The organism is Streptomyces sp. NPDC101160 (genome assembly GCF_044768205.1).
GTDB lineage: Bacteria > Actinomycetota > Actinomycetes > Streptomycetales > Streptomycetaceae > Streptomyces.
The window spans coordinates 859,908-880,980 of record NZ_JBIWPJ010000001.1 but is presented as its reverse complement, the minus strand read 5'-3'; the positions used below and the strand labels follow the sequence as shown (position 1 = coordinate 880,980).

The following is a 21,073-nucleotide window of genomic DNA, read 5'->3' as shown; positions in this document are numbered from 1 at the left end:
GTGGGGGGGGGGGGGTGGCTCTTTTTGGGGGGGGCGCGCGGCGCCGGCGGCTGGCTGCCGGGGGGGCGGCCCCCCCCCCCCCCCCCACCCCGCCCCCCGCCTGGAGTTCGCTTGCCGGGCTGCCCCAGGGATCTCTGACTCAGCTCACCGGCCGGGCGTACTCGGTCCGCTCTCGCCGGTGGTCAGCTCCCTGGCGTTCGGCAGCTCCTTCACCGGCATCCGGGGGGCTCGCTTCTGGCTGTTGATCGACTCGAAGGCCCACTCGGCGGACATCAGCGCGCCCTCCTGCCAGCCGGGCAGTGCGGACACCTGGTCGCCGATGACGAAGAAGTTGTCCTGGCCCTGGGGGTAGAGCAGGGTCTCGTACAGCGGCTTGAGCTCCGGCTTGGACGGCGCCCAGTCCGCCCACGCTCCCAGCTGGTACTGCACCTTGTGCCAGGCGATCGACATCCCCAGCTGGTTGGGGATGACGGCGTTGCTGGCCATTTCGTCATGCAGCTTGATCCCGGCCGCACGGGCCACGCTGAGCCGCTCGTCGTGCGGGCGGTCGCCGAGCGTCGTGGCCTTCTCGTACGAGTTGTAGGCGCCGGTCATGGTGCCCTTGACCGAGAAGTAGTCGTTGGACGGGTACCAGATCTGCGAGATCTCGTGGTCGATCCGGCTGATGCCGCCGTAGATCTGGTACTTGTCCGACTCCCAGAAGCGCCGGTTGGCCTGCCAGCCGACCTTGCACGCGGGCGCGAACGGGGTCCTCTTGACGGCGTTCTTGAAGTCGGGGGAGAAATTGCCGCTCAGGGTCACCTGGTCGCGCAGCACCGAGACCGGGATGTTGCTCAGGCAGTAGTCGAACCGACGGGTCTGCGCGGCGCCGCCGTTGGTGGACCAGGTGACGATCACACCGTTGCCGTCCAGCTGGATGCTGGAGACGGGGGAGCTGTAGGAGATCGCGCCGGAGGGCAGAGCGGCGGCCGCGTAGCGCCAGATGGTGTCCATCCCGCCCACCGGCTGGAAGGACGTGGTGTGCCAGTGCCAGTCGGAGTCCTGGTAGAAACCCTGGTCCCAGAACTCGCTCGCCAGCAGGTCCTTGAGCAGCAGCGGATCGATCGCCTCCTCCATCTGGTGGACGCTGATCGGCTTGGCCAGGCCGGAGCGGGTGGAGCCGACATAGAGCTTGCTGTCCTTGTCGAGCTTGCCGAACGGGACGAGCAGCTTCACGAACTGGTCGCGCTGCGCGGGAGTCAGCCCGTCGTCAAGGAGCCCCTTCTGCAGGGCCTGGGTCAGGAGCTGGGCGACGTACCCGCGGGTGTCGTTGGCGATCCGGCGATTGGGCCTGGTCGCGCCCTGCCACCCCTTGTCGCTCTGGAAGAGGTTGGCCGTGGTGGTGTGGATGTACGGCTCGAGCGGGACCTTGAGCCTGCGGCACAGGTTGAGCACCCGCTGGTGGTGGTAGGGGATGCGGCCGGCGCCGAGGTTGAGGTAGAGGCCCTTGTCGAAGTTGCAGGTCTGCGTCCGCAGCGAGCCGTCGTCCCACACCTCGGTGACCTGGTCGTTCGGGCGCGCGGTGAGCGTGCGGCCGCCGACGCGACGGGTCGCCTCCAGGACCGTCACCTTGTAGCCGGCCTCCGCGAACTTGAGCGCTGCGGTGAGGCCGGCCGGCCCTGCGCCCAGGACCACCACCGATTGGCCGCTGGCGGCGCGCTCGGCCGGTCGCGTCAGCCCGTCGGTGACGGCCGTCGCCGGCGCGGCTCCGGTCATGACGTCCAGCAGCGTCGCCGAGGCGACGGTCGCCCCCGCCATGCTCAGGAATCTTCGGCGTGATGTGCCCTCGGCCGGCTGGTCCATGCGCTGTTCCTCCAGAAACGTCGGCGTGTACGGACAGTGACCGGACTAGCAGGTGCGCATGCTCATCGTGAGTGTGACCTGATGGTTAGTCAGTCTCCAGGCCGAAGGAAAGGAGGCAATCAGATGACCGGCGGGCGGCCGAGGCGGCCCATCCGCCAGACCGTCGCCCAGCGCATCGGGCGCCGTGTGCCGCCCGGCCGGCGCACGCCCTCGGCGAAGCCGCCGAACCAGGCGCGCAGGCCCGGCAGCGAGCGGGTGCGGGCCAGGGTGAGCAGGGTCCAGACGCCCAGGTAGACGGGGACGAGCGGGACCGGAAGGTTCCGCTTGGCGAGCCAGACGCGGTTGCGGGCGGTCATCCGGTAGTAGACGGCGTGCCGGGCCGGGCTGGTATTCGGGTGCTGGAGCAGCAGGCCCGGCTCGTACAGGACGGTCCATCCGGCGTCGAGGGCCCGCCAGGCGAGGTCGGTCTCCTCGTGCGTGAAGAAGAACTCCTCCGGCCAGCCGCCGACCTCGTCGAGCATCCGCATCGACAGGCCGTGGCCACCGCCCAGGAACGTGGTCACCTCGCCGCCGCGCATCGGGTCCTTCGCGCCGAGCCGGGGCACGTGCCGGCGCTGGGTCTCGCCGTTCTCGTCGGCGATGCGGAAGGAGACGATGCCGAGCGCGGGATCCGCCTCGTACAGGTCGGCGAGCCGGCGGAACACGTCCTCGTCGACGAGCAGCCCGTCGTCGTCCAGGTCCACGAGCACGTCCACGTCACCGAACGCCCGGAGCGTCTCGATGGCCACGTTCCGGCCACCCGACACCCCGCGGTTCTCCGGCAGCTCGACGCCGTGCACGCCGTCCGGGAGCTCGGCGAGCGACCCGGTGCCGTTGCCGACCACGACCACGCGGAGCGGCGGCTCGTCCTGCATGGCGACGGAGTCGAGCAGTGCCCGCAGCTCCTTCGGCCGCGTGCCCATCGTCAGCACCGCCACACCCACCCGCGGTCGTGCCACAGCCCACTCCGTTCGTTCCCGTGTCCCCGGGATTTCGTATCCGGGATCCCGTTTCCTGGATTTCGTGTCCGGGATCCCGTTTCCCGGATCCCGTTTCCCGGATCCCGGAGATGAGATCCCGTCTCCTGGATTTCGGATCCGAGATCCTGTATCCCGGATTTCGTACCCGGGATCCTGGATCCGGGATCTCATCTCCGGGATCTCCGTCGTCCAAGACCCCCGGGCCGCGATGCTAGCGGCCCGGTGACCGGAATCGTTCACCTGGAGGGAACACGCCGTACCGCCCCCGTCCGTCTCCGTCTCCGGCAGGGGCGGGACCCGGCCAATGACGGGTGGCGGAGGACCCGGGTGGGGCGATCATGGGAGACTCGCCAGCATGAACGGCAAGGCGACGACGACCCGGACACGGCTGGACAGAGGGCGCAGCGCGCTCGGACCCGCCCTCGAGCTGGTGCACACGGGCAGGGCACCGACGCGCGCCGTGCTCACCGCCGAACTCGGTGTCACCCGGGCCACCGCCGGAGCCGTCGCCGCCGAGCTGGAGGCGCTCGGCCTCATCCGCGTCGACTCCAACCCGGGCGCCGCAGCCGGTTCCCAGGGCCGCCCCTCGCACCGCCTCACGGTGGCCGAGAACGGCCCCGTGGCGCTCGCCGCCCAGGTCCACGCCGACGGCTTCCGGGCCGCGCTCGTCGGACTCGGCGGCACCATCGTGGCCACCGCGCCCGGCTGCGTCACCGTCTCCGAGGACCCGGCCCAGGTGCTCGGGGCCGTCGTCGAGGCCGGGGCCGCGCTGCTCAGGGCCAGTGGACGCCGCTGCGTCGGCGCGGGGCTGGCCGCGCCGTCCGCCGTGGCCGAACCGGAGGGCACCGCCCTCAACCCGCTCCACCTGGCCTGGCCGGCCGGTGCGCCGGTACGGGAGATCTTCGCCGAGCAGGTACGCGCCGCCGGCATCGAGGGCCCCGCCCTCACCGGCAACGACGTGAACCTCGCCGCCCTCGCCGAGCACCGCCACGGCGCCGGGCGCGGCGCCCGGGACCTGCTGTGCGTCGCCACCGGGCACCGCGGAGTCGGCGGCGCGCTGGTCCTCGACGGGCGTCTGCACACCGGCAGTTCGGGCCTCGCGCTCGAGGTCGGCCATCTCACCGTCAACCCGGAGGGCCGGCCCTGCCACTGCGGCTCCCGCGGCTGCCTCGACGTCGAGACCGACCCGCTCGCCTTCCTCACCGTCGCCGGCCGCGATCCCGGACCCGAGATCTCGCTCCTCCAGCAGGCCCGCGACCTGCTGCGCGACCACCTCGACGAGCCTGAAGTACGGGCCGCCACCGAGGAGTTGATCGACCGGCTCGGCCTCGGTCTGGCCGGGCTCGTCAACATCCTCAACCCCGACCGGATCATCCTCGGCGGCCTGCACCGCGAACTCCTGGCCGCCGACCCGAACCGGCTGCGCGCCGTCGTCGCCGACCGCAGCCTGTGGGGCCGCAGCGGCGGCGTACCGATCCTGCCCTGCACCCTCGACCACAACAGCCTGGTCGGCGCGGCCGAACTCGCCTGGCAGCCGGTCCTGGACGACCCCCTCAAAGCGCTGGGCGGTGCGACGCACGCCGACTAGGGTCCCTCCCCATGACCCACGTCGACAATCATCTGACGAACAGCGCCCGCACCGACGGGCCGCCACCGCTCGGCGCCGGACTCGCCTTCCACGGCCCGCTCTCCGAGGCCCGGGCCGCCCGGATCGTCGAGCGCCTGGCGGCCGCCGCGCCCGGCACGGTCCTGGACATCGGTTGCGGCTGGGGCGAGTTCCTGCTGCGCGTCCTGGCCGCCGCTCCCGGCGCCCTCGGCGTCGGTATCGACATCAACAGCGACGACCTCGCCCTCGGCCGGCGCCTCGCCACCGAGCGGGGCCTGGCGGACCGCGTCGAGTACGCGGAGGAGTCCGCGCGTGGCACCGGGCGGGGCCCCGCCGACACCGTCCTGTGCATCGGCTCCAGCCACGCCCTGCTCGACCCCGATCAGCCGCACGACCCGGGTGCCGCCCTGCGCGAACTGCGCAGGCTGGTACGGCCCGGCGGCCGCGTACTGCTCGGCGAGGGCTTCTGGGAGCGCACCCCGACCGATACCGAGCTCGCCCGGATGTGGCCCGGCGCCCGGGCCGGCGACCACCTCCCGCTCGACGCCCTCGTCGACCTCGCGATCGAGGAGGGCTTCCGCCCCGCCTGGGTCGAGACGGCGACCCGGGAGGAGTGGGAGGAGTTCGAGTCCGGCTACCGCCAGGCCGCCGAACTCTGGCTCGCCGCCCACCCCGACCACCCCCTCGCCCCCGAGACCCGCGCCCGGGTGGACCGTCAGCGCGCCGCCTGGCTCGGTTACCGCTCGATCCTCGGCATCGCCTATCTGACCCTGGTCCCGGTCGACTGAGCGCAGCCCCGCGCGTCCGTCGCGAAATTCGATTCTCCCGGAGCCGAGCCGGCCCTACCGTGACCTCGTGACGACTCAGGTGATCATCCTCAACGGCGGTTCCAGCTCCGGGAAGAGCGGGATCGTGCGCTGCCTCCAGTCCGTACTCCCCGATCCCTGGCTCGCGTTCGGCTGCGACTCCTTCATCGACGCGCTGCCCGCGCGGCTGCGCGACGGCAGCGGTGCCGAGGGCTGGATCGAGTTCGCGGACGACGGCAGCGTGATCGTGGGGGAGAGGTTCCGGGCCCTGGAGGCTGCCTGGACGACCGGCATCGCCGGCATGGTCCGGGCGGGCGCCCGGGTCGTCGTCGACGACGTCTTCCTCGGCGGAGCGGCCTCCCAGGAACGCTGGCGGAAGGCCCTCGACGGCATCGGCGTGCTCTGGGTCGGCGTCCGCTGTGACAGCGCCGTCGCCGCAGGCCGCGAGATCGCCCGCGGTGACCGCGTCCCGGGCATGGCCGCCGCCCAGGCCGAGCTGGTCCACCAGGGCGTCAGCTACGACCTGGAGATCGACACCACCCGCACCGAGTCCCTCGACTGCGCCCGGGCCATCGCCGCCCGCCTCGGCTGACCCGTCCGCCTCGGCTGCTCCGGCCGCCTCGGCTGACCCGTCCTCATCGGCTCACCACTGGCGTCCGGGCGCGATTCCGGTCCGGCCGGGGGCCGACAGATGCAGCACCTGGAAGCGGTCGGCGTTCGGCTCGGCCGCGCCCTCGTCCGCCCACAGGGTGAACGTGAGCAGCTCCCAGTGGCGCGGATCGACGGCCACGGCGCGCGCCACCACGCCGTCGGTCTTCGCCTCGATGAGGTGCCGCTCCAGAGACCTCTCGACCGCCTCGGCCGGGTCGAGCCGGGCGGGAACGGGCCTGCGCGTCCGCGTCGCGGTGCGCGGCGCGGACGCGGCGGCCGGGCCCTCGTCGTACGCGAGCACCGTCCAGTGCTGCACGACGGGCCGTCCGAAGTCGTTCACGATGCCCTGGAAACCGGGGCCCCACAGGAACGAGTTCATACCGGCGGCGCTCGCCCACAGATAGAACGGCGCGTACTGGTTGACCGGCGAGCCGTCGGCCCGTTCGCGCATCAGATACGCCTTGATGCCGAGGCCGGGGAAGTCGTCGAGCAGATGGCCCCGGGTCGCGACCCGGTCGCGGATGATCCCCATGTCGTAGTCCGCGGGAAGCGTGATGTCGTACTGCATGGCGTGCATGGGACGGGCTCCTGAGGTCGCGTGAGTCGGTCGGGACGGAGGTCGGGGACGGCGGCCGGGCCTGTCGTCGGGCCGGCGGCCGTGAGCCGGCCGGATCTGCGGCCGGGGTTCCGGCGGGTCAGCGGTCGGTACGGGCGGACAGCAGCGCGAGCAGGCCGCGTACGGCGGTGTCGAAGGCGGCGGGGGAGCCGGCGGCGCGGGCCAGGACGTAACCGCCCTGGAGGGTCGCGACGATCGTCGAGGCGACCTCCTCGGCGCGCGGCGGACCGCTGAACTCCCCGCTGTCCAGGCCCTCCTGGACGATTCCGGCGAGCCGGCCGCGGAGCCAGTCGAGTGTCTCGTCGACCGGCGCGCGCAGCTCGGCGCTGGCGATCACGTCGGGGTCCATCGTCAGCCGTCCCACCGGGCAGCCGCGCAGCACGTCCCGCTCGCGCATCAGATACGCCTCGATGCGTGCGTACGCCGGTCCCGGCCCGCCGAGCGCCGCCTCCGCCGCCGCCCGCAGCTCCTCGGCGGTGCGGCGGATCGCGGCCAGGGCGAGGTCGGGCTTGCCGGTGAAGTGGTGGTACATGCTGCCCTGGCCCGCACCGGCCGCCTGCTGGATGGCCTTGGGGCTGGTGCCGACATAGCCCCGCTCCCACAGCAGGTCACGGGTGGCCTCGATCAGTCGCTCGGACGCGCTCGCGCTCATGATCCCCACTGTACATACCAGTAGGTACAGCGTCGAGTGCCGGCCGAGGAGCAGTCGCCCCGGGCCCTTCTACTCCCGCTGTCGTACGTGCGAAGCCGCTGGCCGTACGACGACTCCGGGCCCCTTCGCGAGCGAGTCTCGAACCGTCACGAACCTTCGTGACGACAGGCAGCAGCATCCGAGGAGCTGACCGACATGAACACCCTCGCCTACGCGGGCCCGGGCCCGTGGATCCTCTTCTTCCCGCTCGTCTGGGCGGCCGTGATCGTCACCGTGGTCACGGTCGTGCGCCGCCGCCGCTTCGGCTGGGGCCGCCCCGGTGGCCCGGCCGGCTTCGGCGGTCCGGGCGCCTCCGCGGTCGACGAGCAGTCGCCGATCGCGCTGCTCGGCCACCGGTTCGCGGCCGGCGAGATCGACGAGGACGAGTACTGGCGCCGGCTGACCGTCCTTGAGGAGCAGTTCGGCCGCCGTCCCTCCGAGGACAAGAGGCGGCGGGCATGACCACTACCGCACTGCGGGCCGTCGCCCGCCCCGCCGCCGCGCGTGTCGTCGACGCCGTGAAGGTCTACGGCGGCGGCGACACCGAGGTCAGGGCCCTGGACGGGGTGAGCGTCGACTTCCCGGCCGGCCGCTTCACCGCCATCATGGGCCCCTCCGGCTCCGGCAAGTCCACCCTGATGCACTGCGCCGCCGGCCTCGACACCCTCACCTCCGGCTCCGCCCTCATCGGCGGCACCGACCTCTCCGCCCTCGACGACCGGCGCCTCACCCTGCTGCGGCGGGAGCGCATCGGCTTCGTCTTCCAGGCCTTCAACCTGCTCCCGACCCTGACCGTCGCCGAGAACATCACCCTGCCCCTCGACCTCGCGGGCGCCGCCCCCGACCCGGCACGGCTCGACTCCCTCATCGACGCGGTGGGCCTGCGCGACCGCCTCCACCACCGGCCGAGCCAGCTCTCCGGCGGCCAGCAGCAGCGGGTGGCCGTGGCCCGCGCCTTCGCCGGCAGCCCGGACGTCGTCTTCGCCGACGAACCGACCGGCAACCTCGACTCCCGCTCGGGAGAGGAGGTGCTGCGGCTGCTCGGCGACACGGTACGGAGCACCGGCCGGACCGTCGTGATGGTCACCCACGACCCGGTGGCCGCCGCGCACGCCGACGAGGTCGTGTTCCTCGCGGACGGGCGCCTGGTGGATCGGATCCAAAATCCGACATCCGATCTCGTTCTGGACCGGATGAAATCCCTCGACAGCAGGGGAGCGGTGACATGACTCGGCGCGAATCGGATCTTGGATCCCACATCCCGGCGACTGGATCCCACATCCCGGCGACGGGATCCAAGATTTCGGCTTCTGGATCCGACATCCCGAAGCCTGGATCCGACATCCCGGAGCCTGGATCCGGCATCCCGGCTTCTGGATCCGGCATCCCGGCTTCTGGATCCAGGATCCCCACCGCCCTGCGCCTCAGCCTGGCCTCCCTCCGTACCCACCGCCGGCGCTTCCTCGGCACCTTCGCCGCCGTCCTGATCGGCGTCGCCTTCCTCACCGGCACCCTCGTCATGGGCGACACCCTGCGCGCCAGCTTCGGCACCCTTTTCGCCGACGCCAACAGCGGCACCGACGCCGTCGTCCGCAGCACGAACGTGGTCACCGTCGCGGGCCAGGCACAGGGCACCCGCAGCCCGGTCGACGCCTCCCTCGCCGACCGGGTCGCCGGGATCCCCGGAGTCGCTGCCGTCGTGCCGCGCATCGAGGGCGCGGGCCAGCTCGTCGGAGCCGACGGCAAACCGATCGGCGGCCAGGGCCCGCCCACCCTCGCGGGCAACTGGATCCAGGATCCAAAGCTCAACCCGTATGCCCTGGCCGAGGGCCGCGCCCCGCAGAAGCCCGGCGAGGCCGTCGTCAACCGAGCCGCCGCCAAGGCCGGACACCTCACCATCGGTTCCACCACCGTCCTGCGCACCCCCGACCCGGTGCGCGTCACCGTCGTCGGCCTCGCCACGTTCGGCGGCGCGGACGGCATGGGGCAGGTCACCTACACCGGCCTGACCCGCGCCGACGCGGAGAAGTACCTCACCCCGAAGCCCGGAGCCGCCACCGACATCCTCGTCCGGGCCGGGCCCGGCACGTCCCAGCAGGCCCTGGTCGACGCACTGACCCCCGCACTTCCCGACGGTGTCGAGGCCATCACCGGACAGCAGGCCACCGACGAGAGCAACGAGATGATCTCCGGTCGCTTCCTCGACCTCTTCACCACCTTCCTGCTGGTGTTCAGCGGCGTCGCCCTCCTCGTCTCCGTCTTCTCCATCCACAACACCTTCGCCATCGTCGTCGCCCAGCGCACCCGCGAGAACGCCCTGCTGCGCGCCCTCGGTGCCGCACGCCGCCAGGTCGTGACCATGACCCTCACCGAGGCCGTCGCCGTCGCGCTCCTCGCCTCCGCGGCCGGACTCCTCGGCGGCATCGGCATCGCGGCCGGGCTCCAGGCGCTCTTCCCGGCCGTCGGATTCCCCTTCCCCGACGGGGACCTGGTGATCAGTGGGACGTCGCTCGCGCTGCCGTTCGCCGTCGGTCTCGCCGTCTGCACCGGCTCGGCGCTGCTCCCCGCGGCACGGGCCGGGCGCACCGCACCACTGGCCGCCCTGCGCGAGACCGCGGTCGACGACCCGGCCGCCTCCCGCATCCGTACCGCGGCCGGAGCGGGACTGCTCGTCCTCGCCGTGGCCCTGGTGCTTGCCGGCGTCCTGGCCACCCCGTCGCTGTGGCTCGCCGGAACCGGTGCGGTGCTCGCGCTCGTCGCGTTCGTCGTCCTGGGCCCGGTTGCCTCCTCGTACGCCATACGGGTCCTCGGCGGCCCGCTGCGCGGTACCACCCGGGCACTCGCCCGCCGCAACGCGCTGCGCAGCCCCCGGCGCACCGCCGCCACCGCCACCGCGCTCATGATCGGCGTGGCCGTCGTCTCGCTCTTCACCGTCTTCGGCGCCTCGCTCAAGGCGACCATGGACGACACCGTCTCGCGGTCCTTCGCGGGCGACGTGGCGGTCAGCGCCCCGTCGTTCGGCGCGGGCGGCAGCGGGCTGAGCCCGCACCTCGCGCCCGCCGTGGCCGCGCTGCCCGAGGTGGACACGGCGGTCGGCCTGGGCAAGGGCATCGCCGAGGTCGACGGCCGGGGCCGCGCCCTGACCGTCACCGACCCGGCCGCGCTCGCCCGCACCTTCGACCTGGGGACGGTTCGGGGCTCGCTCGGCGCGCTCGGCACCGACGGGATCGCGGTCGCCGCCGACGAGGCCACCAAGACCGGGCTCGCCCCCGGCCGCACGGCCGAACTCGCCTTCACCGACGGCACCCGGCACACCTTCACCGTCAAGGCCGTCTACGAACGGGCCGACCTCGCCGGCGACTACCTCCTCACCCGCCAGGCCTGGGCCCCGCACCACACCCAGGACGCCGACCGGCTGGTCGCCGTCACGTTCAAGAACGGCGTCTCCGCCGACGCGGGCGAGCAGGCCGTCGAACGCGTCGCGGCCCGCTACGGCAACCCCGAGGTCCAGACCCGCGACGAGTACGCCGAGTCCTCAGCGGCCGGCATCGACATGATGCTCACGCTCGTCTACGCGCTGCTCGCCCTCGCCGTCCTCATCGCGCTGCTCGGCATCGCCAACACCCTCACGCTCGCCGTCCACGAGCGCACCCGCGAACTCGGCCTGCTGCGCGCCGTCGGCCAGACCCGTCGTCAGCTGCGGGCCATGGTCCGCTGGGAGTCCGTCCTCGTCGCCGCTTTCGGCACGGCCGGCGGGCTCGTGCTCGGCGCCTTCCTCGGCTGGGTCCTGGTGCGCGCCTCCGACGGCTCGTCGGACAGCGCGTTCGTCTTCGCGCTGCCGCCCGTCCGACTGGCGGTCGTCGCCCTGGTCGGTCTGGCCGCCGGCGCCGTCGCCGGCTGGCGCCCGGCGCGGCGGGCGGCCCGCCTGGACGTGCTGCGGGCCATAGCGACGGAGTGACGGCCGTGGATCCGGGATCCGGGAGGCTGGATCCGATGTCTGGGAGGCTGGATCCGGGATCCGGGAGGCTGGATCCGATGTCTGGGAGGCTGGATCCCGGATCCGAGAGGCTGGATCCAATGGCCCGGGTGTGGATCCGATGTCCCGGGTCCTGGATCCAAAATCCTGGAGGCTGGATCCGATGACCCGGGCCCCGGATCCAACGTTCTGGAGGTTGGATCCGGCGCGCTGGATCCTGGATCGGATATCCCGGATATTGGATCCCGGATCGGGGACCCGAGATCCTGGATCCAATATCCGGGGCCGCCCCCCGCGCGCCGCTCCCTCAGCGCGCCAGGACCGACCGCCCCGCCGCCGGTGCGTGCAGCGGTTCCTCCATCTCGCTGAACGGGACCGTCTCCAGGTCGCGGCCGGTGAACGGGCCGGCCGTCGTGGCGCCGTAGACGGTGTGGGCGAGTGGGGCGAGGGCGACAGGGGAGGGCGGGGCCTGGAGGGTGAACCAGACGATCTTGCCCGAGTCGTGCGGGCGGACGCCCCAGCTCTCGCTGAGCGCCTCGATGATGGAGAGGCCGCGCCCGGAGGTGGCGAACTCGTTCCCGCCGTCGCCCGGTTCGGAGACGTCCGGGAACCGGGGATCGTTGTCGCGGACGGAGATGGTGAGGCGGTCGAGCAGCAGTGCGACCTCGACCGTGCACATCTTGTCCGGCTGGGCATGACGGTGAACGTTGCTCAGGAGCTCGGTGACGCCCAGCGACGCATGGTCTATCAAGGCGTCGAGCTGCCAGTGGCGCAGATGTGCCGAAACGATTCTGCGGACCTGACCGATCCGCGACGGCTGGGCCTGTAGCTCCACCGTCCAATACCTGCTGGGCTCGCTGATCACGGCTGCGACTCCCCGAAGTGAGGTCCGCAAGAAGACGGAGATTCGGATCTGTCATGCGGTGTAGCAGGACGGTGGCTGGTTCGCAGCGTCACCGCCGATAAACCCTCGGTGAGGTGGTTCCAGCGTGAACCAGTGGTGAAAGTGCCGCAACTCGCGGCGACCCGCCGCAGGTCAGCCCCCGGTCGGCTCCCCGTCAGCCCGCGGTCTTCGCCTTCTTCAGGGCATCGAGGAGACGCCCCGAGCCCGAGATCCGGTAGCGCGTGCCGTTCACCGTCGCCACCGCCTCGTCCGGCTTCGCGAACCACGGGCGGCCCGCCCGTACCGTACGCAGTGGGGCGCTGTCGATCTCGCTGCCGTAGCTGGTCAGGAGGGACAGCCGGCCGTCCTCGATACGGACCTCGCCGGCGCGCGTCAACGACCGGGGCCAGCGGTCGATGCGTACCCCCGTGGCCGTGAACTCGGGCTCCGGCTCGGGCTCGGTAACGGCTTCGGACATGGGCTCCGCCCCCTTCGCGCAGACTGCCTCCTCCCAGTGTGCCGGGCCGCCGTCACCGGCACCAGAACCGCCCGCGCCACGCCTCCCCACAGGCCGTCTGCAAGGCACTCCTATGGGATCTCAAAGGGAACGTTTGCCCAGGTGAGAGCGGTATTGTCGGTCAGTGGGCAAGCCCTTCCGGCAATCCCTCCGGGCACCCCGCGGCCACCCCGACGCGCACCACGAGAAGAGGCAGGCACGCATGACCAGCACCACCAGCCCCATGGCCACCATCGACGTCGACCGCAGCGACCCCGGCTACCGGTCCTGGCTCAAGGAGGCCGTCCGCAAGGTGCACGCGGACGCGAACCGTTCGGCCGACACGCACCTGCTGCGCTTCCCGCTGCCCGAGAGCTGGGGCATCGACCTCTACCTCAAGGACGAGTCGACCCACCCGACCGGCAGCCTCAAGCACCGCCTCGCCCGCTCCCTCTTCCTCTACGGCCTGTGCAACGGCTGGATCCGCCCCGGCGCGCCCGTCATCGAGGCGTCCAGCGGTTCGACCGCGGTCTCCGAGGCGTACTTCGCCAAGCTGATCGGCGTCCCGTTCATCGCCGTCATGCCCCGCACCACCAGCCCCGAGAAGTGCCGCCTGATCGAGTTCCACGGCGGACAGTGCCACTTCGTGGACGACTCGCGCACGATGTACGAGGAGGCCGCGGCGCTCGCCGAGCGCACCGGCGGCCACTACATGGACCAGTTCACCTACGCCGAGCGGGCCACCGACTGGCGTGGCAACAACAACATCGCCGAGTCGATGTACCAGCAGCTGAAGCTGGAGCGCTACCCGGAGCCCGCGTGGATCGTGGCCACGGCCGGCACCGGCGGCACCTCGGCGACGATCGCCCGTTACGTGCACTACATGCAGTACGACACCCGGATCTGCGTCGCCGACCCCGAGAACTCCTGTTTCTTCGACGGCTGGACGCACCACGACCCGGACGCCACCTCCGACTGCGGCTCCCGCATCGAGGGCATCGGCCGGCCCCGGATGGAGCCGAGCTTCGTGCCCGGCGCCGTCGACCGCATGATGAAGGTGCCCGACGCGGCGAGCATCGCCGCCGTCCGCGCCCTGGAGACCGCGATCGGCCGCAAGGCGGGCGGCTCCACCGGCACCGGCCTGTGGAGCGCGCTGAAGATCGTCGCCGAGATGGTCGCCGAGCGGCGCACCGGCAGCGTCGTCACGCTGATCTGCGACCCGGGCGAGCGCTACCTCGACAAGTACTACTCGGACGACTGGCTGGCCGCCCAGGGCCTCGACATCGCGCCCTACTCAGCCGCTATCGACCGCTTCCTGGCGACGGGTGCCTGGCCGGAGTGAGCCGCCGGTCGAGCCGGCGCACCGCGTCGCGGAACGACAGGCCGATCCCCGGCCGGGCCAGCCGCAGGCCGGCGGTGAACGGGCGGTTGCCGTCGGCGGCCATGGTCCAGCGGACCCGGGTGCCACCGGCGGCGGGGGAGAGGGCCCACTCCTCCAGCATCGCCGTGACGCCCGGCGCGTTGGTCGTGTCGACCCGGTACGCGTAGCGCGCGTCCGGGTCGGCCGCCATGATCGTCTCCTCGAAGGAGACCCCGCCGCGCAGCCGGATCGCCCGGCCCGCGCCGTCGTCGGTGGCCGACGCCGTCCGGACCGCCGAGAACCAGGCGGGCCAGCTGCCCACCTCCACCGCGAGCGAGCGGTAGACGGCGGCGGGCGGGGCGGCGGCGACCGCCGAGAAGACCAGGCGGACGGGCGCGGACGCGATGAAGTCGAGCTCCACCGGCCTCAGTCGGCGTGCCATGGACGGTACCTCCCATGGGGCGGGTCTGCGCGGAGCGCACACCCTAGCTGACACCCGTTCAGTTGCCCAGCGGGCCCTCTCCGACGGGCGCCCCGGCGACGTCACGCCCGGCTGCCCACCGGGCCCCCGCACCCGGCCTCCCGCACCCGGCCTCCCGCACCCGGCCTCCCGCCCCCGGGGCCTCCCGCCCCCGGGGCCTCCCGCCCCGGGGACGTCCCGCCGCCCCGCTCAGCCCAGCAGCCCGTCGAGCGCCCGGCCGAAGACCACTCGCCCCGCCGCCGCGAGTACGGGGTCGAGGGCCGCCGGCACGCCCCGGAGCCGTAGCTCCTCCGTCCACACCACCCGGCTGCCCGCCCCGGACGCACCGCCCGCGCCGGTCGCCCCGCCCGCACCAGCCGCACCGCCCGCGCCGGTCGCCCCGCCCGCCGCGGTCACCTCGAAGGCGGCCCAACCCCGTACCGTCCGCCCGTACTTCTCCAGTCGGCACACCCCGGCCCGTCCGGCGGCCGGTGGCTCGAAACGTACGACCTCCATCGGGTCGTCGAAGCCCAGACGGCCCACCCCGGTGCGGGCCGTGAACCGGGTGCCCACGCCGTTCGGGCCCGCCGTCAGCACCGTCGTACGGGTGAGCGGGACCTGTCGGCCATGCGCCGGCCAGTTGGTGAGCCGCTGCCACACCTCGTCCGGCGGCAGGGACACGGCCCGCTCGATCCGGAACCGGCTCACTCCGGTTCCGCCTCGCTTCCGGCCGGCCCCTCGCCGGGCCCCTCACCCGCCACCACCAGGCCCGGCAGGTGCTCCGCCATCTCCTCGCGCACCTCCGGCGACAGTCCCGGGTCCGTCACCAGCGTGTCCACCTCGTCGAGCCGGGCGAACGAACTCAGGCCCAGTGTCCCCCACTTGGTGTGGTCCGCGACCACCACCACCCGCCGTGCCGAGCGCACCAGACGCCGGTTGGTCTCGGCCTCCGCCAGGTTCGGCGTCGACAGACCGGCCTCCACCGAGATGCCGTGCACCCCGAGGAACAGCGCGTCGAAGTGGAGCGAGCGGATCGCCTGGTCGGCCACCGGCCCGACCAGGGCGTCCGACGGGGTCCGTACGCCGCCGGTGAGCACCACCGTCGCCGCCCCCGGCCGGGCCTCGCCGCCCGAGCCGGTGTGCTGCGCCTCGTAGAAGACGTCCGCGACCCGCACCGAGTTCGTCACCACCGTCAGGTCCGGGACGTCGAGCAGCTGCATGGCCAGCGCGTACGTGGTCGTGCCCCCCGACAGCGCGATCGCCGTCCCCGGCCGCACCATGGCCGCCGCCGCCCGCGCGATCTCGTCCTTGGCGCCCAGTTCGAGCACCGACTTCGCCTCGAAGCCCGGCTCGTGGGTGCTCGCCTCCACCACCGGCACCGCGCCGCCGTGCACCTTCGCCAGCATGCCCTGCCGGGCCAGCGCGTCCAGGTCCCGGCGGACGGTCATGTCGGAGACGTTGAGACGACGGGTCAGCTCGTTGACCCGTACACCTCCGCGCCGGCGCACCTCGTCCAGAATCAGGGCGCGCCGCTGCTCCGCGAGGAGGTTCTGATTGTCACTCACCGCCGGGGCCGGTCCTTTCGAAGGAAAACGGGAAATCTGGGAAAACTCGAGTGGAGGGCCGTCGGATTGGGTGAGAGCCGTGCCGTCGGGCCCGGCCGTCCGCGATCCTGGTTGCCTGCCGTCGAATCCTCGCACCCGGATCCTCCCATCCAGAGAGGGAGTCACCGAAGTGTCCCCTGCCACACCCGAACCGACGACCGGGCCGGACCCGAGGACAAGGCCGGACCCGAAGACCGGGCCGGAGCCGATGACCGGGCCGGAGCCGGTCCGCGCATCCGGCCCCAAGAACGGGCCGGATCCGGAGAACGGGAGTGCGGCGCTCGAACTGCTCGTCCACGGCGTGGGCGGAGCCACCCCGGCCGACATGCTGGACGAGCCGCACACGGTGCGGGTCACCGGTGACAAGACGGCCGCGGTGTACCGCCGCAGGGACGACGTCGACGCCGAGGAACACCCCGAGCGGTACGCCGACGGGCCCGTCCCGGAGGCGTACTGCTGGTCCAACCTGACCTCCGGCAACGGCACCCGCGCGCTGTGGCTGCTGCTCCTGCCCTTCATGGTCGCCAACCTCGCCCACTGGATGCGCCCGCCCACCGAGGGCCGCGCCGGACTCGTCCGGCTCTACGGCGTCCTGGTCCGGCTCGTCGCCCTCACCCTCACCGTGCTGCTCACCGCGGCCGCCTGCGAGGTCGCGCTCGACCTGACGGCCTGGCAGTGCGCGGGCTCCGGCGCCTGCGCGGCACAGCGCTCCTGGCTCGGCTTCCTCTCCGCCGAGCACGGCGGCTGGTGGTCCGCGCCCGGCCGCCGCCTCGCCCTCGCCGCCGTGGTGCCCACCGCGCTCGTCGGTCTGCTCTGGTACCTGTCCAACCGCACCTGGAGCGCGTACGAGGCCCAGCGCCCGCCCACGGGTTACGACGCCGAGCCCGGCGTCCCGTCGTCCGGGGCCTTCGCCCGGCCCGGCGACACCGAGGCAGCCGACGCCACGAGCCCCGGCCCGGCCACCCCCGTCGAACTGCGGCCCGCGCTCGGCCGCCCCGGCTTCTGGTACGGGCGCCGGCTCGTCGCCCGGCTGCGCGCCGCGCACACCACCGCCGGCTTCCTCACCGTGGCCGCCGCGCTCGCCGGCGCCGCCGGCGTCCACGACCACCGCGCCGACCCAGGATCCGTACGCACCCTCCTCGGCTGGGCCCTCGAGAGCGGCATCGCGGTCCTCGCCGCCGTCGTCGTATGGGTGGTCTGCCGCCGGGGCCGCAGCGAGAACACCCTCGACCTCAAGCTCGAACGCGCCGTCGTCTCCTGGCTGCCCGCCGGCGCCCTGCTGCTCCTCGCGCTCACCGCCGTGCACACCGCCTGGGCCCGCCCCGGCTGGCGCTCCGCCGGCACCCTGCCCGGCAACGCCGTCTTCGGCACCCTCACCCTCGCCCAGGGCGCCCTCGTCGTCGCCCTCGGCGTGGTCGCGCTGCTGCTCCACCGCCCGCGCCGCGATCCGCGCACCGCCCTGTCCGGCCTCGGCGGCCCCGCCGTCGCCATGCTGGCCTGCGCGCTCGGCGGCGTCATGTCCGGTGGTGTCGCGCAGCGGGTCGCCGACTGGCTCGACGGGTCCGGCACCCCCGGCACCGGCGACGGCCTCATCACCGGACCGCCCGTGCTGCTCAGCTGGCAGGCGTCCGTCATCCCGGTCCTGCTCCTGCTGCTGGTCGTGCCGACCGCGCTGCTCGTCGTCCGTACGGTGCTCACCGCCCGCCGGCTCCGCCCCGCCGTCGACGCCGCCTACCGAGAGGCGGACCCCGACCGGCTGCGCACCGACCAGATCGCGGCGGTACGGGCCGGGGCCGGGCTCACCGACTCGGCGCCCGTCCTCGTCGGCGTCGTCTCCGGCGCCACCCTGCTCCTCGGCGCCGCCTCCGTCGCCGGGGCCTGGGCCAGCGGCAACGTGCCCGGGCGCGCCTTCGACGGCGCCCATCCGGCGATCGCGTCCGCCGCCACCGCCGCCCAGTCCCTCGGCTCCTGGATGATCGGCTTCGGCTTCCTGCTCTTCGTCACCTGGGGCCGCCGCGCCTACAAGGACGCCTCCGCCCGCCGCACCATCGGCATCCTGTGGGACGTCGGCACCTTCTGGCCGCGCGCCGCCCACCCCTTCGCCCCGCCCTGCTACGCCGAACGCGCCGTGCCCGACCTCACCTGGCGGATGAGCTCCTGGACCCGGCAGACCGGCGGCCGGCTCGTCATCTCCGGCCACTCGCAGGGCAGCGTCCTCGCCGCGGCCGCCGTCTGGCAGCTGCCGCCGACCACCCGCGCCCGGGTCGCGCTCCTCACCTACGGCTCCCCGCTGGAACGGCTCTACGGGCGCTGGTTCCCCGCCTACTTCGGCCCCGAGTCGCTGCGCGGCCTGCACCGCACCGTGCACTGCTGGAGCAACCTCTACCGGGCCACCGACCCCATCGGCGGACCCGTCCGCGTCCCGGCCGACGACGACCGGCCGCCCGTCGACCGGCCGGAGCTGCTCGACCCCGTCGCGTACGGCCGCACCCGCGAACACCCGCTGCCCGAACCGATCCTGGGCCACTCCGACTACCAGGCCGACCCGGCCTTCGCCGTCGCACGCTCCCAGCTGCTCGACCGGCTGCCGCCCGCCCTGCCCCGGCAGCGGGACAACACGCAGGCCAATCAGGGGAGTTCGGGGAGGTCCTCCGGATAGAGCAGGGTCAGGTCGTCCGTGCTCGGCGTCATGAGCGCGGCGACCCGGCCCGCGTGCCGCTCCACCATCGACTCGAACGTCTGGCGTGCCGTACGGCCGTTGCCGAAGGTCGGGCCCTTCGGCAGCTCCGCGAAGTACTTGAGGAGGGCCTCGTCGGCGCCGGCCGCCAGCCGGTACTCGTGGTCCTCCGCCTGCTGCTCCACGATCCGCAGCAGCTCCTCCGGCACGTAGTCGCTGAAGGTGATGGTCCGTGAGAAGCGGGACGCCACACCCGGGTTGACGGTCAGGAAGCGCTTCATCTCCGCCGTGTACCCGGCGACGATCACCACGACCGCGTCCCGGTGGTCCTCCATCAGCTTCACCAGGGTGTCGATGGCCTCGCGGCCGAAGTCCCGCCCCGAGTCCTCGGGCGACAGCGCGTACGCCTCGTCGACGAACAGCACGCCGCCGCGGGCCCGGTCGAAGGCCTCCTGGGTGCGGATCGCCGTCGAGCCGATGTGCTCGCCGACCAGGTCCACCCGGGACACCTCGACCAGGTGACCGCGCTCCAGGACCCCGAGCGAGGCCAGGATCTCGCCGTAGAGCCGGGCCACCGTCGTCTTGCCGGTGCCGGGGTTGCCGGTGAAGACGAGGTGGCGGCGGGCGGACACCACCTTCAGGCCGGCCTCCTGGCGGCGGCGGCCCACCTCGATCATGTTGGTGAGGGTGCGGACCTCGTGCTTGACGCTCTCCAGGCCCACCAGGGCGTCGAGTTCGCCGAGCACCTCCTGGGAGGAGCGGGCTGCCGGGACCGCCGGTGCGGGTGCGGACGCGGGTGCGGGCGGGGCGGCGGCCGGACGGGGCGCGGGGACCGTGCCGAGGAGTCCGCCCGTGGGCGGGGCGGACTGGGCGGCGGTCAGGACGGAGCCCGGGGCCGGGGGCGTGCGCAGCTGGCTCTCGTCGCTGGTGCAGTCCTCGACGACCTGGCCGTCCTCGGGGAACTCGTAACCGCCGCGCGCGCACCGCTCCGTACGGCACCTGCGCAGCGTGGTCCGGCAGCCGTCCATGACATGGAAGCCGTAGCCGCCGCTGCCCGTCACCCGGCAGCCGAGGAACGAGCCGCGGCCCTCCGCCGACACGTAGAACCCGGCCTCGGCGGGCGAGGTGACCGTGCACCGCTCGATCGTCGGGTCGGCGCCCTTGGTGACGATCACGCCGGTCTGCACGGCGTCGATGGTGCAGCCGGCGAGTGTGCCGCCGCTGCCGTGGTCCCGGAACCAGGCTCCCGTCGACGCCTCCCGGATCCGGCAGTCGTCGAGCTGCGCGGTCGCCCCGTCACTCACCGACACGGCCGTGTTCCGCACCTGCGACAGGTCGCTGTCGACGACGTCGGCGCGCGAGCCGCGGTCCAGGACGAACAGCGCGTCGGGCACGTCGTGCACCCGGCAGGAGTCGAGGACGGCGGTCGCCCCGTCGCTCACCCAGACGGCCGGGTAGTCGCCGGTGCTGTCGTGGATCTCGCACTGGTTGGCGTCCACCCGGGTCCCCGGGTCCCACACCGACAGGCCGTTGCGGCCGAACCGCCGCACCGTCGAACGGGTGAGCGTGAGCACCGAACGGGAGCGCAGGTCCACGGCGTTCTCGGGGATGTCGTGGATGTCGCAGTCGGAGAGCGTGAGCACCGCGTCCGTGTCGAGGGTGATGCCGTCGGCGGAGGTGCGGTGCACGGCGGAGTCACTGAGGTGCGCGGTGGCCCGGGCCGCGATCTGCAGGCCGGCGCCCTTGATCTCGTACACCTCGCAGCCGATGCCCTCCAGGCCGCTGTTCTCGCCGTTCACGGTGATCCCGGCGCCGGAGGCGTGGTGCACCCGGCAGCGCTCGAGACGGGGGTGGGCGCCGCCGCGCACGGAGATCCCGGACTGCCCGGCGGAGACGACCTCGCACTCCTCGAACACCCCGCCCGCGCCGTCGAGTACGGCGATCCCGACTCCGGCCGGATTGTCCACCGTGCACCGCCGCACCGTCGGCCGCGCCGCGCCCCGCACCTCGAGCCCGGCCGCCGAACGCGTCAGAATGCGCAGGTCGAGCAGCTCGGGCGTGCCGTCCTCGACGAGCAGCGCCGGCGCCGCCGCGTCCTGCCCCTCGATGTGCAGGTCCTGGAGCGTGGCCGAGGCCCGGACCGTCAGCGGCACCCCGTCGGCGGGCGCGATCCGCACCGAGCCCGTCATCCCGTCGCCGCCCCGCAGGGTCACGGCCCGCTGGACCACGAGGTTCTCCCGGTAGGTGCCGGGTGCCACGGTGAGGACGTCGCCGTCGCCCGCGGCCTCCAGGGCGGCGGCGAGGGAGGCGTACTCGCCCGTGCGGCGCCGCCACCGCGACGTGCCGGTGTGGGTCACCTGGACCGTGCCCTGTGCCATGGGTGTGC

The 21,073-nt window shown here is 73.2% G+C and carries 18 protein-coding genes; 8 read left to right on the top strand and 10 right to left on the bottom strand.

Translation table 11 applies throughout. The features are described from left to right. Positions 1-144: 144 nt before the first annotated feature. Both ACIRSU_RS03905 and ACIRSU_RS03900 read right to left on the bottom strand, forming a co-directional pair. Complete coding sequence (locus ACIRSU_RS03905; RefSeq protein ID WP_403788896.1) at positions 145-1,797, bottom strand: flavin monoamine oxidase family protein; 1,653 nt, start codon at positions 1,795-1,797, stop codon at positions 145-147. A 164-nt stretch (positions 1,798-1,961) separates the two neighbouring features. Then, positions 1,962-2,840 carry a glycosyltransferase family 2 protein gene (locus tag ACIRSU_RS03900; RefSeq protein WP_403788894.1) on the bottom strand — a complete coding sequence of 293 codons (879 nt, stop codon included), beginning with the start codon at positions 2,838-2,840 and terminating at the stop codon, positions 1,962-1,964. 376 nt (positions 2,841-3,216) lie between these two features. On the opposite strand from ACIRSU_RS03900, the gene ACIRSU_RS03895 reads away from it, so the two are divergent. The 3 genes from ACIRSU_RS03895 (at position 3,217) to cpt (ending at position 5,865) form a co-directional block, all read left to right on the top strand. Next, on the top strand, positions 3,217-4,449 hold the full coding sequence (locus ACIRSU_RS03895) for an ROK family protein (protein WP_403788892.1): 1,233 nt from the start codon (positions 3,217-3,219) through the stop codon (positions 4,447-4,449). 11 nt (positions 4,450-4,460) lie between these two features. Continuing rightward, complete coding sequence (locus tag ACIRSU_RS03890) at positions 4,461-5,255, top strand: SAM-dependent methyltransferase (protein WP_403788890.1); 795 nt, start codon at positions 4,461-4,463, stop codon at positions 5,253-5,255. A gap of 79 nt (positions 5,256-5,334) precedes the next feature. Then, positions 5,335-5,865 carry a chloramphenicol phosphotransferase CPT gene (gene cpt, locus ACIRSU_RS03885; RefSeq protein WP_403789389.1) on the top strand — a complete coding sequence of 177 codons (531 nt, stop codon included), beginning with the start codon at positions 5,335-5,337 and terminating at the stop codon, positions 5,863-5,865. Between the two features lie 51 nt (positions 5,866-5,916). On the opposite strand, the gene ACIRSU_RS03880 is transcribed toward cpt, so the two are convergent. Together ACIRSU_RS03880 and ACIRSU_RS03875 are read right to left on the bottom strand one after the other, a co-directional pair. Beyond that, the gene (locus ACIRSU_RS03880; protein WP_403788888.1) at positions 5,917-6,501 is read right to left on the bottom strand and encodes a DUF4865 family protein; all 585 of its coding nucleotides are present in this window, start codon (positions 6,499-6,501) and stop codon (positions 5,917-5,919) included. Between the two features lie 118 nt (positions 6,502-6,619). Further along, positions 6,620-7,192 carry a TetR/AcrR family transcriptional regulator gene (locus ACIRSU_RS03875; protein ID WP_403788886.1) on the bottom strand — a complete coding sequence of 191 codons (573 nt, stop codon included), beginning with the start codon at positions 7,190-7,192 and terminating at the stop codon, positions 6,620-6,622. A 195-nt stretch (positions 7,193-7,387) separates the two neighbouring features. Between ACIRSU_RS03875 and ACIRSU_RS03870 the strand changes: the two genes are divergently transcribed. From ACIRSU_RS03870 to ACIRSU_RS03860, 3 genes are all read left to right on the top strand, one after another. After that, positions 7,388-7,693: an SHOCT domain-containing protein gene (locus ACIRSU_RS03870; protein WP_403788884.1), complete on the top strand. Its 306-nt coding sequence runs from the start codon at positions 7,388-7,390 to the stop codon at positions 7,691-7,693. Continuing rightward, positions 7,690-8,460: an ABC transporter ATP-binding protein gene (locus tag ACIRSU_RS03865; RefSeq protein WP_403788882.1), complete on the top strand. Its 771-nt coding sequence runs from the start codon at positions 7,690-7,692 to the stop codon at positions 8,458-8,460. Before ACIRSU_RS03870 ends, ACIRSU_RS03865 begins: the two co-directional genes overlap by 4 nt. A 176-nt stretch (positions 8,461-8,636) precedes the next feature. After that, positions 8,637-11,189, top strand: a complete 2,553-nt coding sequence (locus tag ACIRSU_RS03860; RefSeq protein WP_403789388.1) for an ABC transporter permease — start codon at positions 8,637-8,639, stop codon at positions 11,187-11,189. A 325-nt stretch (positions 11,190-11,514) separates the two neighbouring features. Here ACIRSU_RS03860 and ACIRSU_RS03855 read toward each other — a convergent pair whose 3' ends face one another. After that, on the bottom strand, positions 11,515-12,072 hold the full coding sequence (locus ACIRSU_RS03855; RefSeq protein WP_403788880.1) for an ATP-binding protein: 558 nt from the start codon (positions 12,070-12,072) through the stop codon (positions 11,515-11,517). Positions 12,073-12,265: 193 nt separating this feature from the next. Then, positions 12,266-12,568 (bottom strand): hypothetical protein, encoded by a 303-nt coding sequence (locus ACIRSU_RS03850; RefSeq protein ID WP_403788878.1) that lies wholly within the window; start codon positions 12,566-12,568, stop codon positions 12,266-12,268. Positions 12,569-12,809: 241 nt separating this feature from the next. Between ACIRSU_RS03850 and ACIRSU_RS03845 the strand changes: the two genes are divergently transcribed. Continuing rightward, on the top strand, positions 12,810-13,928 hold the full coding sequence (locus ACIRSU_RS03845; RefSeq protein ID WP_403788876.1) for a PLP-dependent cysteine synthase family protein: 1,119 nt from the start codon (positions 12,810-12,812) through the stop codon (positions 13,926-13,928). On the opposite strand, the gene ACIRSU_RS03840 is transcribed toward ACIRSU_RS03845, so the two are convergent. From ACIRSU_RS03840 to ACIRSU_RS03830, 3 genes are all read right to left on the bottom strand, one after another. Continuing rightward, positions 13,888-14,388 carry an SRPBCC family protein gene (locus ACIRSU_RS03840; protein WP_403788874.1) on the bottom strand — a complete coding sequence of 167 codons (501 nt, stop codon included), beginning with the start codon at positions 14,386-14,388 and terminating at the stop codon, positions 13,888-13,890. The two genes, ACIRSU_RS03845 and ACIRSU_RS03840, sit on opposite strands and share 41 nt — an antisense overlap. Before the next feature lie 228 nt (positions 14,389-14,616). Next, entirely contained in the window at positions 14,617-15,114 is a 498-nt protein-coding gene (locus tag ACIRSU_RS03835; protein ID WP_403788872.1) for an SRPBCC family protein, read from the bottom strand. Next, entirely contained in the window at positions 15,111-15,971 is an 861-nt protein-coding gene (locus ACIRSU_RS03830; RefSeq protein ID WP_403788870.1) for a DeoR/GlpR family DNA-binding transcription regulator, read from the bottom strand. Before ACIRSU_RS03830 ends, ACIRSU_RS03835 begins: the two co-directional genes overlap by 4 nt. Positions 15,972-16,218: 247 nt before the next feature. Here ACIRSU_RS03830 and ACIRSU_RS03825 point away from each other — a divergent pair, with 247 nt between their 5' ends. Further along, the gene (locus ACIRSU_RS03825; protein ID WP_403789387.1) at positions 16,219-18,669 is read left to right on the top strand and encodes a hypothetical protein; all 2,451 of its coding nucleotides are present in this window, start codon (positions 16,219-16,221) and stop codon (positions 18,667-18,669) included. Here the strand turns inward: ACIRSU_RS03825 and ACIRSU_RS03820 are convergent. Next, positions 18,639-21,065, bottom strand: coding sequence for a right-handed parallel beta-helix repeat-containing protein (locus tag ACIRSU_RS03820; protein WP_403788868.1), 2,427 nt, complete (start codon positions 21,063-21,065; stop codon positions 18,639-18,641). The two genes, ACIRSU_RS03825 and ACIRSU_RS03820, sit on opposite strands and share 31 nt — an antisense overlap. Between the last annotated feature and the right edge of the window lie 8 nt (positions 21,066-21,073).

What these genes read in the sequence shown, in the direction of transcription:
- ACIRSU_RS03850 (WP_403788878.1), bottom strand. Translation starts at nt 12,568, where the DNA reads ATGTCCGAAGCCGTTACCGAGCCCGAGCCGGAGCCCGAGTTCACGGCC.
- ACIRSU_RS03825 (WP_403789387.1), top strand. Translation starts at nt 16,219, where the DNA reads ATGACCGGGCCGGAGCCGGTCCGCGCATCCGGCCCCAAGAACGGGCCG.
- ACIRSU_RS03905 (WP_403788896.1), bottom strand. Translation starts at nt 1,797, where the DNA reads ATGGCGGGGGCGACCGTCGCCTCGGCGACGCTGCTGGACGTCATGACC.
- ACIRSU_RS03845 (WP_403788876.1), top strand. Translation starts at nt 12,810, where the DNA reads ATGACCAGCACCACCAGCCCCATGGCCACCATCGACGTCGACCGCAGC.
- ACIRSU_RS03875 (WP_403788886.1), bottom strand. Translation starts at nt 7,192, where the DNA reads ATGAGCGCGAGCGCGTCCGAGCGACTGATCGAGGCCACCCGTGACCTG.
- ACIRSU_RS03865 (WP_403788882.1), top strand. Translation starts at nt 7,690, where the DNA reads ATGACCACTACCGCACTGCGGGCCGTCGCCCGCCCCGCCGCCGCGCGT.
- ACIRSU_RS03895 (WP_403788892.1), top strand. Translation starts at nt 3,217, where the DNA reads ATGAACGGCAAGGCGACGACGACCCGGACACGGCTGGACAGAGGGCGC.
- ACIRSU_RS03870 (WP_403788884.1), top strand. Translation starts at nt 7,388, where the DNA reads ATGAACACCCTCGCCTACGCGGGCCCGGGCCCGTGGATCCTCTTCTTC.
- ACIRSU_RS03820 (WP_403788868.1), bottom strand. Translation starts at nt 21,065, where the DNA reads ATGGCACAGGGCACGGTCCAGGTGACCCACACCGGCACGTCGCGGTGG.
- ACIRSU_RS03880 (WP_403788888.1), bottom strand. Translation starts at nt 6,501, where the DNA reads ATGCACGCCATGCAGTACGACATCACGCTTCCCGCGGACTACGACATG.
- ACIRSU_RS03840 (WP_403788874.1), bottom strand. Translation starts at nt 14,388, where the DNA reads ATGGCACGCCGACTGAGGCCGGTGGAGCTCGACTTCATCGCGTCCGCG.
- ACIRSU_RS03890 (WP_403788890.1), top strand. Translation starts at nt 4,461, where the DNA reads ATGACCCACGTCGACAATCATCTGACGAACAGCGCCCGCACCGACGGG.